Raw genomic sequence first — 15216 nt, forward strand, 5'->3', positions numbered from 1 at the left:
CGAAGGAAGAAGTTGAGCGCGTGACGGCCTATCACAAGAAGTAAGCCCGTGTGGCGAGGGAGCTTGCTCCCGTTGGGCTGCGAAGCGGCCCGAAAAAGCATGCGGGCGCTGCGCACCCGAACGGGAGCAAGCTCCCTCGCCACAGATGCATTCAAGATGTGAAGTTTTTGAAGTGAGCAAGCCCCGAAACGTTTCAGCGTTTTCGGGGCTTTTTTGTTTTCGCTCGTCGGGAACCAGACACCCCTTTTCCCTTCTAAGCTTCTGGCAGATACCCCAGCTGCTTTGTCTCTCCAGGAGCTTTTCCATGTCTATACGCCGTCTCGCCCTGCTGGCTTTTTGCGTGCTCTTAGCCGCTTGCAGCAAGGTCAACCAAGAAAACTACCAAAAGCTCTCAGCCGGCATGGCCAAGGCCGAGGTGGAGTCGTTGCTGGGTAAGCCAACCGATTGTTCCGGCGCACTGGGCATGTCCAGCTGCACCTGGGGCGATAAAAACAGCTTTATCAGCGTGCAGTACGCCGGTGACAAAGTTCTGATGTTTTCCGGGCAAGGCCTGAAGTAAACCGGGGCGCGAGCCTGCGGGAGAAGAAGAATGATGCGTTTTGTTTTGTTCCTTTGCGCCAGCCTGTTTTTGGCGGGCTGCGCCAGCCATTCTGGCGATGATCTGCAACCCAAGACTGCGAGCAACGTCAACCTCAAGCGTTACCAGGGCACCTGGTATGAGTTGGCCCGTTTGCCGATGTACTTCCAGCGCAACTGTGCGCAATCCGAAGCCCGCTATACCTTGCTGCCTGATGGTGACATGTCGGTGTTCAACCGCTGCCTGACGCCTGAGTGGAAGTGGCAAGAGGCCAAAGGCACGGCTACGCCGCAGGTGCCAGGCAAGACCGACAAGCTGTGGGTAGAATTCAATAACTGGTTTACATCACTGTTGCCGGGCGTTGCCAAGGGCGACTACTGGGTGCTGTATGTCAGCGATGACTACAAGACCGCCCTCGTCGGCAGCCCGAGCCGTCGCTATATGTGGATCCTGTCGCGCACGCCGACGGTGAGTGCCGATACCCGCGAAGACCTGCTGAGCCGGGCGCGACAGCAAGGCTATGACACCACGCGCTTGATCTGGCGTACGTCGGATAAGCAGATGGCGAAGACGTCCCAGTAATTCGCAGCACCATCAATCAAATGTGGGAGCTGGCTTGCCTGCGATAGCATCAACCCGGTGTAACTGATGCACCGAGGTGTCTGTATCGCAAGCAAGCCAGCTCCCACATTTGTTATGGGTTGGCCTTTAGTTCAGCAAGTCCTTCAGGACCTGGGTGAATGCCCGGCTGCTGTCTTCTTCGCCAGCATGATGCCCATCTCGCACCACCCATTTGCCATTGACCAGTACATCGCGCACTTGCCGATCACCACCGGCAAACAGCCAGCGGTTGAGGATTCCATCCTCACTGGCCGTCGCCAAGTACGGGTCGCTACCGTCCAGCACTATCCAGTCCGCGCGCTTGCCCAGTTGCAGTCGACCAATCGGCTGGCCCAGCGCTTGTGCGCCGCCGTCCAGCGCAGCATCGAACAGCGTGCGACCCACCATCGGTTGGTCACTGCGATACAACCGATTACGCCGTTGATCGCGCAGGCGCTGGCCGTATTCCAGCCAACGCAGTTCTTCCACCACGCTCAGTGACACATGGCTGTCGGAACCAATGCCCATGCGGCCGCCCTGGGCGAGGAAGTCCACCGCTGGAAAAATCCCATCGCCCAGGTTGGCCTCCGTGGTCAGGCACAAACCGGCAATTGCTCGGCTGTTGGCCATGCGTGTCACTTCGTCGGCATCGGCATGGGTGGCATGCACCAGGCACCAGCGATCATCCACTTCGACATTGTCATACAGCCACTGCAACGGGCGCTTGCCGCTCCAGGCCAGGCAGTCGTCGACTTCCTTTTGCTGTTCGGCGATGTGGATATGCACCGGGCAGCGCTTGTCACTGGCGGCCAGCACGGTATGGATTTGTTCGGGGGTTACGGCGCGCAGGGAGTGGAAGCACAGGCCCAGTTGCTGCGCCGGTTGTGCCGCCAGAATGGGCTGCAGGCGTGCTTGCAGGTCCAGGTAGTGTTCCGTGCTGTTGATAAACCGTCGCTGGCCTTCATTCGGCGCTTGGCCACCAAAGCCTGCGTGGGTGTAGAGCACCGGCAGCAAGGTCAGGCCGATCCCGCTGCTGGCGGCTGCCTGGCTGATCTGGCGGGACAGTTCCGTACGGTCGGCATAGGGCTGGCCGCTGAGATCGTGGTGCACGTAATGAAACTCGGCCACCGAGGTGTAGCCGGCCTTGAGCATTTCGATATACAGCTGGCGGGCGATGACCTGTAATTGCTCGGGGTTGATCTTGCCGACCATGCGGTACATCAAATCGCGCCAGGTCCAGAAGCTGTCATTGGGGTTGCCGGCCACTTCGGCCAAGCCCGCCATGGCGCGCTGGAAGGCATGGGAGTGCAGGTTCGGCATGCCCGCCAACACCGGGCCCCTGAGCCGTTCAGCACCTTCTGCACTGGCATTGGGCTCAACCTTTGTCAGCAGGCCATCGGCGCTGACTTCAAGACGTACATCGTTGGCCCATCCATTAGGCAGCAGTGCGCGTTCGGCAAAGAAAGCGGACATGATCAAGGCACCCCGGTCGTGTGTTTATTTGTATATACATATACAGACGTTTGCCTGCTCGGTAAACTCCGGCAATCTATGCATCTTTTTCCCCTGCAAGGATTCCCTGTGCCGACTCCGCCCGCCAACTCTTCGCTGGCTGCCCACATGGACGAAAGTCCGGCGCCCTTGTATGCCCGCGTCAAACAGATGATCAGCCAGCAGATCCTCAACGGCAACTGGCCGCCCCATTACCGCGTGCCGTCGGAAAGCGAGCTGGTCAGTCAGTTGGGCTTCAGCCGCATGACCATCAACCGCGCCCTGCGCGAGCTGACCGCCGAAGGCCTGCTAGTGCGTATGCAAGGCGTGGGGACCTTCGTGGCCGAGCCTAAGAGCCAGTCGGCACTGTTTGAAGTGCACAACATCGCCGATGAAATCGCCTCCCGCGGGCATCGGCACACCTGCCAGGTGATCACCCTGGGCGAAGAGGCCGCCGGTTCCGAGCGCGCCGTCGCCTTGGAAATGCGCGAAGGCGGGCGGGTGTTCCACTCGTTGATCGTGCATTACGAGAACGACATTCCTGTGCAAATAGAAGACCGATTCGTCAACGCCCTGGTCGCGCCGGAATACTTGCAACAGGACTTCACCCAGCAAACCCCGTATGCCTATTTGAACCAGGTCGCGCCGTTGACTGAGGGCGAGCATGTGGTTGAGGCGATCCTCGCCGATGCCGCCGAGTGCAAGTTGTTGCAGATCGAGCCGAGCGAGCCGTGCCTGTTGATTCGCCGACGCACCTGGTCGGGTCGCCAGCCGGTGACTGCGGCGCGGTTGATCCACCCCGGTTCCCGTCACAGCCTCGAAGGACGCTTCAGTAAATGAGTGAGATCAACGTCTGGCGTGCCGCCGACTACGTGCGCATGCCGTGGAAGAACGGCGGCGGCAGTACCGAAGAAATCAGTCGCGACGCGGGCACCGGCCTGGAGGGCTTTGGCTGGCGTTTGTCGATTGCCGATATCGCCGAGTCGGGTGGGTTTTCCACCTTCGCCGGTTACCAGCGCGTGATCACGGTGATCAAGGGCGCGGGCATGGTGTTGACCGTAGACGGCGAGGAACAGCGCGGCTTGTTACCGTTGCAACCGTTCGCGTTCCTGGGTGAAAGCCAGGTTTCGTGCCGCTTGATCACCGGGCCGATTCGCGACTTCAACCTGATCTACTCGCCACAGCGTTACCATGCACGCTTGCAGTGGGTGGATGGTGTGCAGCAGTTTTTCAGCTCCGCGCAGACGGTGCTGGTGTTCAGCGTGGCGGATGAAGTGAAGGTGCTGGGCGAGAAGCTCGGCCACCATGATTGCCTGCAAGTGGACGGTAACACGGGCCTGCTGGATATCTCTGTCACTGGCCGCTGCTGCATCATCGAACTGACCGCGCGCGGTTAAAAACTGTGGGAGCTGGCAAGCCAGCTCCCACATTTGTTTTTGCATTGTTCACAAAATCTGTTTCCACTCCGCGCACCAATTTGTTACCGAATGCCCCAGCGTGACGCAAAGCTTCGCTGCCGTGACAAATTCCCCTTGCTGCAAAAAGCCTCCGTAAGAAATTTCATCAAGCTTTGAAGCCTTGATTTACAAGGCTCGCACGCCCCGTGCAAAAAAATCCCAACCACTCCTGGCTAGAGTTGGCCGCTCGATTGCATATGCTTGTACATACAAGTAAATATGTGTGCGTAAGACTTCGCACCATCAGTGTCCGCGCATCGTTCGCCGAGGAGTCCTAGCTGTGACCAAGCCTACAAAATACCGTGACGTCGAAATCCGCGCCGCCCGCGGTAACAAGCTCACCGCCAAAAGCTGGCTGACCGAAGCGCCGCTGCGCATGCTGATGAACAACCTCGACCCGCAAGTGGCCGAGAACCCCAAAGAACTGGTGGTGTACGGCGGTATCGGCCGTGCGGCGCGCAACTGGGAGTGCTACGACCAGATCGTCGAGAGCCTCACCAATCTGAACGACGACGAAACCCTGCTGGTGCAATCCGGTAAACCGGTCGGCGTGTTCAAGACCCACAGCAACGCCCCGCGCGTGCTGATCGCCAACTCCAACCTGGTGCCGCACTGGGCCAGCTGGGAGCATTTCAACGAACTGGATGCCAAGGGCCTGGCCATGTACGGCCAGATGACCGCCGGCAGTTGGATCTACATCGGCAGCCAGGGCATCGTTCAAGGCACCTACGAAACCTTCGTGGAAGCCGGCCGCCAGCATTACAACAGCGACCTGACCGGTCGTTGGGTGCTCACCGCCGGTCTCGGCGGCATGGGCGGCGCCCAGCCATTGGCCGCAACCCTGGCCGGCGCCTGCTCGCTGAACATCGAGTGCCAGCAAGTCAGCATCGATTTCCGCCTGAACAGCCGTTACGTCGACGAGCAAGCCACCGACCTCGACGACGCCCTGGCGCGCATCGCCAAATACACCAAGGAAGGCAAGGCCATCTCCATCGCGCTGCTGGGCAACGCCGCAGAGATCCTGCCGGAACTGGTCAAGCGTGGCGTGCGCCCGGACATGGTCACCGACCAGACCAGCGCCCACGACCCACTCAACGGTTACCTCCCGGCCGGCTGGACCTGGGACGAATACCGCGCTCGCGCCAAGACCGAGCCGGCCGCCGTGATCAAGGCCGCCAAGCAGTCGATGGCCGTACACGTCAAAGCTATGCTCGAATTCCAGAAGCAAGGCATCCCGACCTTCGACTACGGCAACAACATCCGCCAGATGGCCCAGGAAGAGGGCGTGGAAAACGCGTTCGACTTCCCGGGTTTCGTACCGGCTTACATCCGCCCACTGTTCTGCCGTGGCATCGGCCCGTTCCGTTGGGCGGCGCTGTCCGGTGACCCGCAGGACATCTACAAGACCGACGCCAAAGTCAAAGAGCTGATCCCAGACGACGCCCACCTGCACAACTGGCTGGACATGGCCCGCGAGCGCATCAGCTTCCAGGGCCTACCGGCACGTATCTGCTGGGTCGGCCTGGGCCAGCGTGCCAAGTTGGGCCTGGCGTTCAACGAAATGGTACGCAGCGGCGAGCTGTCCGCGCCGGTCGTGATCGGCCGTGACCACCTGGACTCCGGCTCGGTCGCCAGCCCGAACCGCGAAACCGAAGCCATGCAGGACGGTTCCGACGCTGTGTCCGATTGGCCACTGCTCAACGCCTTGCTCAACACCGCGAGCGGCGCGACCTGGGTCTCGCTGCACCACGGTGGTGGGGTGGGCATGGGCTTCTCCCAGCACTCGGGGATGGTGATTGTTTGCGACGGTACTGACGAAGCGGCCGAGCGGATTGCCCGCGTGCTGCACAACGACCCGGCGACCGGGGTGATGCGCCATGCCGATGCGGGTTACCAGATTGCTATCGACTGCGCCAAGGAACAGGGCCTGAACCTCCCGATGATCACCGGCTGACGCACCCACTGTAGGAGCGAGCTTGCTCGCGAAGGTATTCCAGGCGCATCGCTGCGTTGAATGTACGTTTTTCGCGAGCAAGCTCGCTCCTACAGAAAAGCATCGAACAATCCATCAGAGGTTGAACAACATGGCTGCAAACGACACCACCCCGTTGATCGAGAAACGTTCGATCGACTACATCCCGGAAGCGGAAAGACATGGTCGTCTATTCAGCCAGTTCACCCTGTGGATGGGTGCCAACCTGCAGATCACTGCGATTGTCACCGGGGCGTTGGCCGTGGTGCTGGGCGGTGATGTGTTCTGGTCGTTGATCGGTTTGCTGGTCGGTCAACTGATCGGCGGCGGGGTCATGGCGCTGCATGCGGCGCAAGGGCCCAAGCTTGGCCTGCCGCAGATGATTTCCAGCCGGGTGCAGTTCGGCGTGTATGGCGCGGCCATTCCGATTGTGCTGGTGTGCTTGATGTACCTGGGTTTCACCGCCACCGGTACCGTGTTGTCGGGCCAGGCGCTGGGCCAGTTGTTCGGGGTCAGCGACAGCGTCGGCATCCTGATCTTCGCCAGTGTCATCGTGCTGGTCACGGTGCTGGGTTACCGGGTGATCCACTTCATCGGCCGGGTTGCCAGCCTGATTGGTGTGGTTGCCTTTGTGTATCTGTTCAGCCGTCTGATGAGCCAGACCGACGTCGGTGCGCTCTTGCAGATCCGCCACTTCAGCTGGAGCAGCTTCCTGCTGGCCGTGTCGCTGGCGGCCTCCTGGCAGATTGCGTTCGGCCCTTACGTGGCGGATTACTCGCGTTACCTGCCGAGCAAGACCTCATCGGTAAAAACCTTCCTCGCTGCTGGCGCAGGTTCGGTCATCGGTGCCCAGGTAGCGATGGTCCTCGGCGTGTTTGCTGCGGCCATGTCAAACGGGCAGTTTGCCGGCCACGAGGTGGCGTACATCGTTGGCTTGAGCGGCACGGGCGCCACCGCTGCGTTGCTGTATTTCAGCATCGCGTTCGGCAAGGTCACCATCTCGACGCTCAATTCCTACGGCAGCTTTATGTGCATCGCCACTATCGTCAGCGGCTTTCGTGGGCGTCTGGAGGTCACGCGCCTGCAGCGTCTGGTGTTCGTGCTGATGATCGTCGGCACGGCCACGCTGATCGCGTTGCTCGGCCAGCATTCGTTCCTCGGTGCATTTAAGTCGTTCATCTTGTTCCTGCTGGCGTTCTTTACGCCCTGGAGTGCGATCAACCTGGTGGATTACTACTGCATCACCCGCGAGCGTTATGACGTGCCAGCGCTGGCCGATCCGAACGGTCGCTACGGCCGCTGGAACCTGCTGGGCATCAGCGTCTATGTGTTCGGCGTGCTGGTGCAGTTGCCGTTCATCTCCACCAAGTTCTACACCGGCCCCCTGGTGGCCGCGCTTGGGGATGTAGATATCTCCTGGATCATCGGCCTGGTACTGCCGGCGGCCCTGTATTACGTGTGTGCGAAAAAATGGCACGGCACGGTACCCGATCACCTGATCCTGCCAAAAGAGCAGGGCGCTTTACCCACAACAAACGGGCTGGCTGCACAAGCCTGATGGGACGTGGACAGGGCAGGACGCCTACTGACTGCCGTAATCCATTTCATGATTGGGAGCGTCACAACAATGACTATGAATAAGACCTTGCTGGCTACTTTGTTCGCCGCTGGTGTGCTGGCAAGTGCCGGCGCCCAGGCGGCCGGTTGGTGTGAGTCGGGTAAACCGGTGAAATTCGCCGGCCTGAATTGGGAAAGCGGCATGTTGCTCACCGACATCCTGCAAACCGTCTTGGAAAAAGGCTACGACTGCAAAACCGACAGCTTGCCGGGTAACTCCATCACCATGGAAAACGCCCTGGGCAGTAACGACATCCAAGTGTTCGCCGAGGAGTGGGTAGGTCGCAGCGAGGTCTGGAACAAGGCCGAGAAGGCCGGCAAAGTCGTGGGCGTCGGGGCTCCGGTAGTCGGCGCGGTTGAAGGCTGGTACGTGCCGCGCTATGTGATCGAAGGCGACGCCAAGCGCAAACTCGAACCCAAGGCGCCGGACCTGAAAAGCATCGCCGACCTGGCCAAATACGCCTCGGTGTTCAAGGACCAGGAAGAGCCCTCCAAGGGCCGTTTCTACAACTGCCCGGCCGGCTGGACCTGCGAGCTGGACAACAGCGAAATGCTCAAGAGCTACGGCCTGGAAAGCACCTACACCAACTTCCGTCCGGGCACCGGCCCGGCGCTGGATGCGGCGGTGCTGTCGAGCTACAAGCGTGGCGAGCCGATTCTGTTCTACTACTGGTCACCGACGCCGCTGATGGGCCAGGTCGACCTGGTCAAGCTGGAAGAAAAGCCCGGCGTGGATAAAAGCGTGAGCATCAAGGTCGGCCTGTCCAAGACCTTCCACGAGCAAGCCCCGGAACTGGTGGCCGTGCTGGAAAAGGTCAACCTGCCCATCGACCTGTTGAACCAGAACCTGGGCCGCATGGCCAAGGAGCGGATCGAGTCGCCGAAACTGGCGAAAATTTTCCTCAAGGAACATCCTGAAGTCTGGCACGCCTGGGTGAGCGACGACGCAGCCAAGAAAATCGACGCGGCCTTGTAGGTCAAGTGTGCACGGCTACCCTCAAGGGTGGCCGGGCGGCTGGCCACAACCCACTGGATCGAGAGCACGATATGTTCCCTGAGAGTTTTACCTTTTCCATCGCCGACTGGGTCAACGGTTGGGTGGACGCACTGGTCACCAACTACGGCGATGTGTTCCGGCACATCTCCGATACGCTGCTGTGGGCCATCGTCAACCTGGAAGGCCTGCTGCGCGCAGCGCCCTGGTGGCTGATGCTGGCCATCGTTGGCGGTATTGCCTGGCACGCCACCCGCAAGGTGGTGGCCACCGCGGTGATTGTCGGTCTGCTGTTCCTGGTGGGCGCGGTTGGCCTGTGGGACAAGCTGATGCAAACCCTGGCATTGATGATGGTGGCCACGGTGATCTCGGTGTTGATCGGCATCCCCCTGGGCATCCTGTCGGCGCGCAGTAATCGCCTGCGTTCGGTGCTGATGCCGCTGCTGGACATCATGCAAACCATGCCCAGCTTCGTGTACCTGATCCCGGTGCTGATGCTGTTCGGCCTGGGCAAGGTCCCGGCGATTTTCGCCACGGTGATCTACGCCGCGCCGCCGCTGATTCGCCTGACAGACCTGGGCATTCGCCAGGTCGATGGCGAAGTCATGGAAGCCATCAACGCCTTCGGCGCCAACCGCTGGCAGCAACTGTTCGGCGTGCAATTGCCGCTGGCGCTGCCGAGCATCATGGCCGGAATCAACCAGACCACCATGATGGCGCTGTCGATGGTGGTGATCGCTTCGATGATCGGTGCCCGTGGCTTGGGTGAAGACGTGCTCGTCGGCATTCAGACCCTCAACGTTGGCCGTGGCCTTGAAGCCGGGCTGGCGATTGTGATTCTTGCAGTGGTCATCGACCGCATTACCCAGGCTTATGGCCGCCCACGGCATGAGGCGAGCAAATGACGACTGTCAGCAAAATCGAAGTCAAAAACGTCTTCAAGATTTTCGGCGCACGCGCCAAGGATGCGCTGGCCATGGTCGGCCAGGGCAAGACCAAGGACCAGGTTCTGGCCGAGACCGGTTGCGTGGTCGGCGTCAATGACCTGTCCCTGAGCATCGGCACCGGTGAGATCTTTGTGATCATGGGCTTGTCGGGTTCGGGCAAATCTACCCTGGTGCGCCACTTCAACCGCCTGATCGACCCCACCAGCGGCGCGATCCTGGTGGACGGTGAAGACATCCTGCAACTGGACATGGAAGCCCTGCGCCAATTCCGTCGGCACAAGATCAGCATGGTGTTCCAGAGCTTCGGCCTGCTGCCGCACAAGAGCGTGCTCGACAACGTTGCCTACGGTCTCAAAGTGCGCGGTGAAACCAAGCAGGTATGCGCTGAGCGCGCCCTGCACTGGATCGAAACCGTGGGGCTCAAGGGCTACGAAAGCAAATACCCACACCAGCTTTCCGGCGGTATGCGCCAGCGTGTGGGCCTGGCCCGCGCCTTGGCCGCAGACACCGACATCATCCTGATGGACGAAGCCTTCAGCGCCCTCGACCCGCTGATCCGCGCCGAAATGCAGGACCAGTTGCTCGAGCTGCAAAAGACCCTGCACAAGACCATCGTGTTTATCACCCATGACCTCGACGAAGCCGTGCGCATTGGTAATCGCATTGCGATCCTCAAGGACGGCAAGCTGATCCAGGTCGGCACGCCGCGGGAGATTTTGCATTCGCCGGCGGATGAGTATGTGGACCGGTTTGTTCAGCGGCGGGCGGCGGTGGTCTGACGGACGCCATCGCAGGCAAGCCAGCTCCCACATTTGATTGGGTTCACACAGTTCAAATGTGGGAGTCGGGCTTGCCCGCGATGAGGCCGCCAAAGGTTTAGAGAATATGAAGAGGTCAACGATGTCCCAGGCAACCAAAATCATCATCGCCGACGCCCCGATGCGCTGGCAGGACGTCGCCGCCGTTGCTCGCCACGGCGCAGTGCTCGAACTCTCGGGCCACGCCTGGGCGCGCATCGACAATGCCCAGGCCATCGTGCAGCGCATCGTCGCCAGCGGCGAGCGCGCCTATGGCGTGAACACCGGCCTGGGCGCGTTATGCAATGTGTCGCTTGAGGGCGAGCAACTGAGCCAACTGTCGCGCAATACGTTGCTCAGCCATGCCTGCGGCGTCGGCCCGGTGCTCAGCGACGAGCAGACCCGCGCGATCATGTGCGCGGCAATCATCAACTACAGCCACGGTAAATCCGGCCTGCACCCGCAGGTGGTGCACGCGTTGCTGGCGCTGCTCAATCACGGCATCACGCCGCAAGTGCCATCCCAGGGTTCGGTGGGGTATCTGACCCACATGGCCCATATCGGTGTGGCCCTGCTGGGCGTTGGCAATGTGAGCTACCGCGGCCAGATCTTCACGGCGCAACACGCGTTGCAGGCTGAAGGCTTGCAGCCGGTGGTGCTCGGCGCCAAAGACGGCCTGTGCCTGGTCAATGGCACGCCGTGCATGACCGGCCTGAGCTGCCTGACCCTGGCCGATGCGCATCACTTGCTGCAATGGGCCGACGTGATCGGTGCCATGAGTTTCGAAGCCCAGCGCGGCCAGATCGACGCCTTCGACGAAGAAATCATCGCCCTCAAGCCGCACCCGGGTATGCAGCAAGTGGGCAGCAACCTGCGTGCGTTGCTCGACGGCAGTGAGGTGATCGCCAGCAGTAAAGGTATCCGCACCCAGGACGCCTTGAGTATTCGCTCGATCCCGCAGATTCACGGCGCGGCCCGCGACCAGGTGGAACACGCCACGCGCCAGATCGAGACCGAACTCAACAGCGCCACCGACAACCCTTTGGTGCTCGGCACGCCGGTCAGCTACCGCGTGGTGTCCCAGGCCAACCCCCACGGCCAGTCCGTGGCGCTGGCGGCCGACATGCTCGCCATCGCCATGGCCGAAATCGGCTCGGTGGCCGAGCGCCGCCTGGACCGTCTGGTCAACCCGCATGTCAGCGGCCTGCCAGCCTTCCTGGTGAGCAACCCGGGCGTCAACTCCGGGATGATGATCGTGCAGTACGTCGCCGCGTCCTTGTGCGGGCAGAACCGCCAGTTGGCGCAACCCGCGGTGCTCGACAATTTCGTCACCTCGGGCCTGCAGGAAGACCACTTGAGCATGGGCACCAACGCCGCGCTCAAGCTGCACCAGGTGCTGGCCAACGTCACCCAGATTCTTGCTATCGGGTACCTGCTGGCGGCCCAGGTTTTCGAGTTTCTCAAGGACCGGCGTTTCGGCGCCGGTACCGCCCGCGCCTGGCGTTTGCGGCGCGAAGTGGCCCCCGCCTATGAGCAGGACCGTTGGCTGGCGCCGGATATTGCCGCCGCTGCCCAGCTGCTTAAAGACACTGCATTACCGAATTTGCACTGAACACCTAAGAACAATTCACAAGGAGTATGAATGTGACTGCGCTAAACCTGATTCCAGGCCAACTGAGCCTCGCCCAACTGCGTGCCATCTACCAGCAGCCAGTAACCCTCAGCCTGGATGACAGCGCCTCGGCCCAGATCGAAGCCAGCGTTGCCTGCGTGGAGCAGATTCTCGCCGAGAACCGCACCGCCTATGGCATCAACACCGGTTTTGGCCTGTTGGCCTCGACCCGCATCGCCAGCGAAGACCTGGAAAACCTCCAGCGCTCCCTGGTGTTGTCCCATGCTGCCGGCGTCGGTGAGCCGATCAGCGATGCGCTGGTGCGACTGGTCATGGTACTCAAGGTCAACAGCCTGAGCCGTGGTTTCTCCGGGATTCGTCGCCAGGTGATCGACGCGCTGATCGCGCTGATCAACGCCCAGGTGTATCCACACATTCCGCTCAAGGGCTCGGTGGGTGCATCCGGTGACTTGGCGCCGTTGGCGCATATGTCCCTGGTACTGCTTGGCGAAGGCAAGGCGCGTTACAAGGGCGAATGGCTGGACGCGACTGCGGCGCTGAAAGTCGCCGGCCTCACGCCGCTGACCCTGGCTGCCAAAGAAGGCTTGGCGCTGCTCAACGGCACCCAGGTATCCACCGCTTACGCATTGCGCGGCCTGTTCGAAGGTGAAGATCTGTTCGCTGGTGCGCTCACGTGCGGCGGCCTCACCGTAGAAGCCGTACTGGGTTCGCGCTCGCCGTTCGATGCGCGTATTCATGCCGCGCGTGGCCAGCGCGGGCAGATCGATGCGGCTGCGGCCTATCGTGACCTGCTGGGCGAAAGCAGCCAGGTCTCGCAGTCGCACCAGAACTGCGACAAGGTGCAAGACCCATACTCCCTGCGTTGCCAACCACAAGTCATGGGCGCCTGCCTGACCCAGTTCCGCCAGGCCGCCGAGGTGCTGGTGGTAGAAGCCAACGCCGTGTCGGATAACCCATTGGTATTTGCCGCCGAAGGCGACGTGATTTCCGGTGGCAACTTTCACGCCGAGCCAGTGGCCATGGCCGCCGACAACATGGCGCTGGCCATTGCTGAAATCGGCTCCCTGAGCGAGCGGCGCATCTCGTTGATGATGGACAAGCACATGTCGCAACTGCCGCCGTTTTTGGTGGGCAATGGCGGGGTGAACTCCGGCTTCATGATCGCCCAGGTGACCGCTGCCGCGCTCGCCAGCGAGAACAAGGCGCTGGCCCATCCCCATAGCGTCGACAGCTTGCCAACCTCGGCCAACCAGGAAGACCACGTGTCCATGGCCCCGGCTGCGGGCAAGCGTTTGTGGGAAATGGCCGAGAACACCCGGGGCATCCTCGCGGTGGAATGGCTCGCGGCGTGCCAGGGCCTGGACCTGCGCGACGGCCTGAAGACTTCGCCCAAGCTGGAAAAAGCCCGTGGCATCCTGCGTGACAAGGTGGCGTTCTATGACAAGGACCGCTTCTTCGCACCGGACATCAACGCCGCCAGCGAACTGCTCGCTACCCGCTGCCTGAATGAGCTGGTACCGGCTAAGTTGCTGCCGAGTCTCTAACATACCGCCGCCTTCACTGTAGGAGCGAGCTTGCTCGCGAAAATCGCCAACGATTACGCGGTAAACCTGACATCCATCAGCGCTCTCAGGTTTTTCGCGAGCAAGCTCGCTCCTACAGGTGAGGTCGCGTTTTTCTCAGGATAAGAATAATAGGGAAGAGAAATGCACCAGCCAGAAAAAGGTTTGAAACGCGGGCTCAACGCCCGACATATTCGCTTCATGGCCCTGGGTTCCGCGATCGGAACCGGGCTGTTTTATGGCTCTGCCTCCGCCATCCAAATGGCCGGCCCGGCTGTACTGCTGGCCTACCTGATCGGCGGCGCTGCCGTGTTCATGGTGATGCGCGCCCTCGGTGAGATGGCCGTGCACAACCCAGTGTCCGGCTCCTTCGGCCACTATGCCAGCACCTACCTGGGGCCCATGGCCGGGTTTATCCTCGGCTGGACCTACGCCTTTGAAATGATCATCGTCTGCCTCGCCGACGTCACCGCGTTCGGCATCTACATGGGCTTCTGGTTTCCCGAAGTGGCCCGTTGGGTCTGGGTGCTGGGTATCGTGTTCCTGATCGGCGGCCTGAACCTGTGCAACGTCAAAGTCTTTGGCGAGATGGAGTTCTGGCTGTCGTTGCTCAAGGTCGGTGCCATTGTGGCGATGATCCTCGGCGGTTTTGGCATCATGCTGTTCGGCATTCACTCGGCGGGCGAAACCCAGGCCAGCGGCCTGAGCAACCTGTGGGCCCACGGCGGCTTCATGCCCAACGGCATCGGTGGGCTGATCGCCTCGTTTGCAGTGGGGATGTTCGCCTTTGGCGGCATCGAAATCATCGGCATCACCGCCGGTGAAGCCAAGGACCCGCAGCGGGTGATCCCCAAGGCGATCAACGCGGTGCCGCTGCGTATCCTGCTGTTCTACGTGCTGACCCTGTTCGTGTTGATGGCGATCTACCCTTGGCCGCAGATCGGCAGTCAGGGCAGCCCGTTCGTGCAGATCTTCAGCAACCTGGGGATTGGCTCGGCGGCGACCATCCTCAATGTCGTGGTGATCTCCGCGGCGGTGTCGGCGATCAACAGCGACATCTTCGGCGCCGGGCGCATGATGTACGGCCTGGCTCAACAAGGGCAGGCGCCCAAGGGCTTCGCGCAATTGTCCAAACAAGGCGTGCCATGGATGACCGTGGTGGTCATGGGCGCCGCCTTGCTCGGCGGTGTGGTACTCAACTACCTGATCCCGGAAAACGTGTTCCTGCTGATCGCCTCGATTGCCACCTTCGCCACCGTGTGGGTATGGCTGATGATCCTGTTTACCCAGGTCGCCATGCGCCGCTCGATGACCAAGGCGCAGGTCGCCGAACTGAAATTCCCGGTGCCGTTCTGGCCCTATGCGCCGGCAGCGGCCATTGTGTTCATGCTGTTTGTGTTTGGTGTACTCGGTTACTTCCCGGATACCCAGGCGGCGTTGATGGTGGGCGCGGTGTGGATCGTGCTGCTGATCATCGCCTACTGGCTGTGGGTCAAGCCTGCCGCCGGGCAAACGGCCAAGGTCGATTACGACCCGGTTTTGTCTCATCGATAACTTAGGGAGGCGTTG

The 15216-nt window shown here is 61.1% G+C and carries 13 protein-coding genes; 12 read left to right on the forward strand and 1 reads right to left on the reverse strand.

All coding sequences use genetic code 11. From position 1 onward, the window contains the following. Positions 1-304: 304 nt before the first annotated feature. Both CER19_RS08915 and CER19_RS08920 read left to right on the forward strand, forming a co-directional pair. The gene (locus tag CER19_RS08915; protein ID WP_116666152.1) at positions 305-559 is read left to right on the forward strand and encodes a hypothetical protein; all 255 of its coding nucleotides are present in this window, start codon (positions 305-307) and stop codon (positions 557-559) included. 30 nt (positions 560-589) lie between these two features. Continuing rightward, a complete protein-coding gene (locus CER19_RS08920) occupies positions 590-1159 on the forward strand; it encodes a lipocalin family protein (RefSeq protein WP_116666153.1) in 570 nt (189 codons plus the stop codon). Positions 1160-1285: 126 nt separating this feature from the next. On the opposite strand, the gene CER19_RS08925 is transcribed toward CER19_RS08920, so the two are convergent. Beyond that, the gene (locus tag CER19_RS08925; RefSeq protein WP_116666154.1) at positions 1286-2650 is read right to left on the reverse strand and encodes a formimidoylglutamate deiminase; all 1365 of its coding nucleotides are present in this window, start codon (positions 2648-2650) and stop codon (positions 1286-1288) included. Positions 2651-2797: 147 nt separating this feature from the next. Between CER19_RS08925 and hutC the strand changes: the two genes are divergently transcribed. The 10 genes from hutC to CER19_RS08975 all read left to right on the forward strand — a co-directional run bounded on the left by hutC (position 2798) and on the right by CER19_RS08975 (position 15201). Next, complete coding sequence (gene hutC, locus CER19_RS08930) at positions 2798-3508, forward strand: histidine utilization repressor (protein WP_224796965.1); 711 nt, start codon at positions 2798-2800, stop codon at positions 3506-3508. Further along, positions 3505-4065 (forward strand): HutD family protein, encoded by a 561-nt coding sequence (locus tag CER19_RS08935; RefSeq protein WP_116666155.1) that lies wholly within the window; start codon positions 3505-3507, stop codon positions 4063-4065. The genes hutC and CER19_RS08935 overlap by 4 nt, the downstream gene beginning before the upstream one ends. A gap of 340 nt (positions 4066-4405) precedes the next feature. Further along, the gene (hutU, locus tag CER19_RS08940) at positions 4406-6079 is read left to right on the forward strand and encodes a urocanate hydratase (RefSeq protein ID WP_116666156.1); all 1674 of its coding nucleotides are present in this window, start codon (positions 4406-4408) and stop codon (positions 6077-6079) included. Between the two features lie 130 nt (positions 6080-6209). Beyond that, on the forward strand, positions 6210-7655 hold the full coding sequence (locus CER19_RS08945; RefSeq protein WP_116666157.1) for a cytosine permease: 1446 nt from the start codon (positions 6210-6212) through the stop codon (positions 7653-7655). 69 nt (positions 7656-7724) lie between these two features. Further along, positions 7725-8690, forward strand: coding sequence for an ABC transporter substrate-binding protein (locus CER19_RS08950; RefSeq protein ID WP_116666158.1), 966 nt, complete (start codon positions 7725-7727; stop codon positions 8688-8690). A gap of 71 nt (positions 8691-8761) precedes the next feature. After that, the gene (locus CER19_RS08955) at positions 8762-9613 is read left to right on the forward strand and encodes a proline/glycine betaine ABC transporter permease (RefSeq protein WP_116666159.1); all 852 of its coding nucleotides are present in this window, start codon (positions 8762-8764) and stop codon (positions 9611-9613) included. Beyond that, positions 9610-10434, forward strand: coding sequence for a glycine betaine/L-proline ABC transporter ATP-binding protein (locus CER19_RS08960; protein WP_116666160.1), 825 nt, complete (start codon positions 9610-9612; stop codon positions 10432-10434). The genes CER19_RS08955 and CER19_RS08960 overlap by 4 nt, the downstream gene beginning before the upstream one ends. 121 nt (positions 10435-10555) lie before the next feature. Next, entirely contained in the window at positions 10556-12064 is a 1509-nt protein-coding gene (gene hutH, locus CER19_RS08965) for a histidine ammonia-lyase (RefSeq protein ID WP_116666161.1), read from the forward strand. A gap of 26 nt (positions 12065-12090) precedes the next feature. Further along, a complete protein-coding gene (hutH, locus tag CER19_RS08970) occupies positions 12091-13629 on the forward strand; it encodes a histidine ammonia-lyase (RefSeq protein ID WP_116666162.1) in 1539 nt (512 codons plus the stop codon). Between the two features lie 162 nt (positions 13630-13791). Beyond that, on the forward strand, positions 13792-15201 hold the full coding sequence (locus tag CER19_RS08975) for an amino acid permease (RefSeq protein ID WP_116666163.1): 1410 nt from the start codon (positions 13792-13794) through the stop codon (positions 15199-15201). The last annotated feature ends 15 nt before the right edge of the window (positions 15202-15216 follow it).

Source organism: Pseudomonas sp. GL93 (assembly GCF_003408955.1).
GTDB lineage: Bacteria > Pseudomonadota > Gammaproteobacteria > Pseudomonadales > Pseudomonadaceae > Aquipseudomonas > Aquipseudomonas paracarnis.

Excerpts from the sequence above, each read along its gene's own strand:
- CER19_RS08935 (WP_116666155.1), top strand. The coding sequence starts at position 3,505 with ATGAGTGAGATCAACGTCTGGCGTGCCGCCGACTACGTGCGCATGCCG.
- hutH (WP_116666162.1), top strand. The coding sequence starts at position 12,091 with ATGAATGTGACTGCGCTAAACCTGATTCCAGGCCAACTGAGCCTCGCC.
- hutC (WP_224796965.1), top strand. The coding sequence starts at position 2,798 with ATGGACGAAAGTCCGGCGCCCTTGTATGCCCGCGTCAAACAGATGATC.
- CER19_RS08915 (WP_116666152.1), top strand. The coding sequence starts at position 305 with ATGTCTATACGCCGTCTCGCCCTGCTGGCTTTTTGCGTGCTCTTAGCC.
- CER19_RS08950 (WP_116666158.1), top strand. The coding sequence starts at position 7,725 with ATGACTATGAATAAGACCTTGCTGGCTACTTTGTTCGCCGCTGGTGTG.
- CER19_RS08975 (WP_116666163.1), top strand. The coding sequence starts at position 13,792 with ATGCACCAGCCAGAAAAAGGTTTGAAACGCGGGCTCAACGCCCGACAT.
- CER19_RS08945 (WP_116666157.1), top strand. The coding sequence starts at position 6,210 with ATGGCTGCAAACGACACCACCCCGTTGATCGAGAAACGTTCGATCGAC.
- CER19_RS08960 (WP_116666160.1), top strand. The coding sequence starts at position 9,610 with ATGACGACTGTCAGCAAAATCGAAGTCAAAAACGTCTTCAAGATTTTC.
- CER19_RS08920 (WP_116666153.1), top strand. The coding sequence starts at position 590 with ATGATGCGTTTTGTTTTGTTCCTTTGCGCCAGCCTGTTTTTGGCGGGC.
- CER19_RS08955 (WP_116666159.1), top strand. The coding sequence starts at position 8,762 with ATGTTCCCTGAGAGTTTTACCTTTTCCATCGCCGACTGGGTCAACGGT.
- hutH (WP_116666161.1), top strand. The coding sequence starts at position 10,556 with ATGTCCCAGGCAACCAAAATCATCATCGCCGACGCCCCGATGCGCTGG.
- CER19_RS08925 (WP_116666154.1), bottom strand. The coding sequence starts at position 2,650 with ATGTCCGCTTTCTTTGCCGAACGCGCACTGCTGCCTAATGGATGGGCC.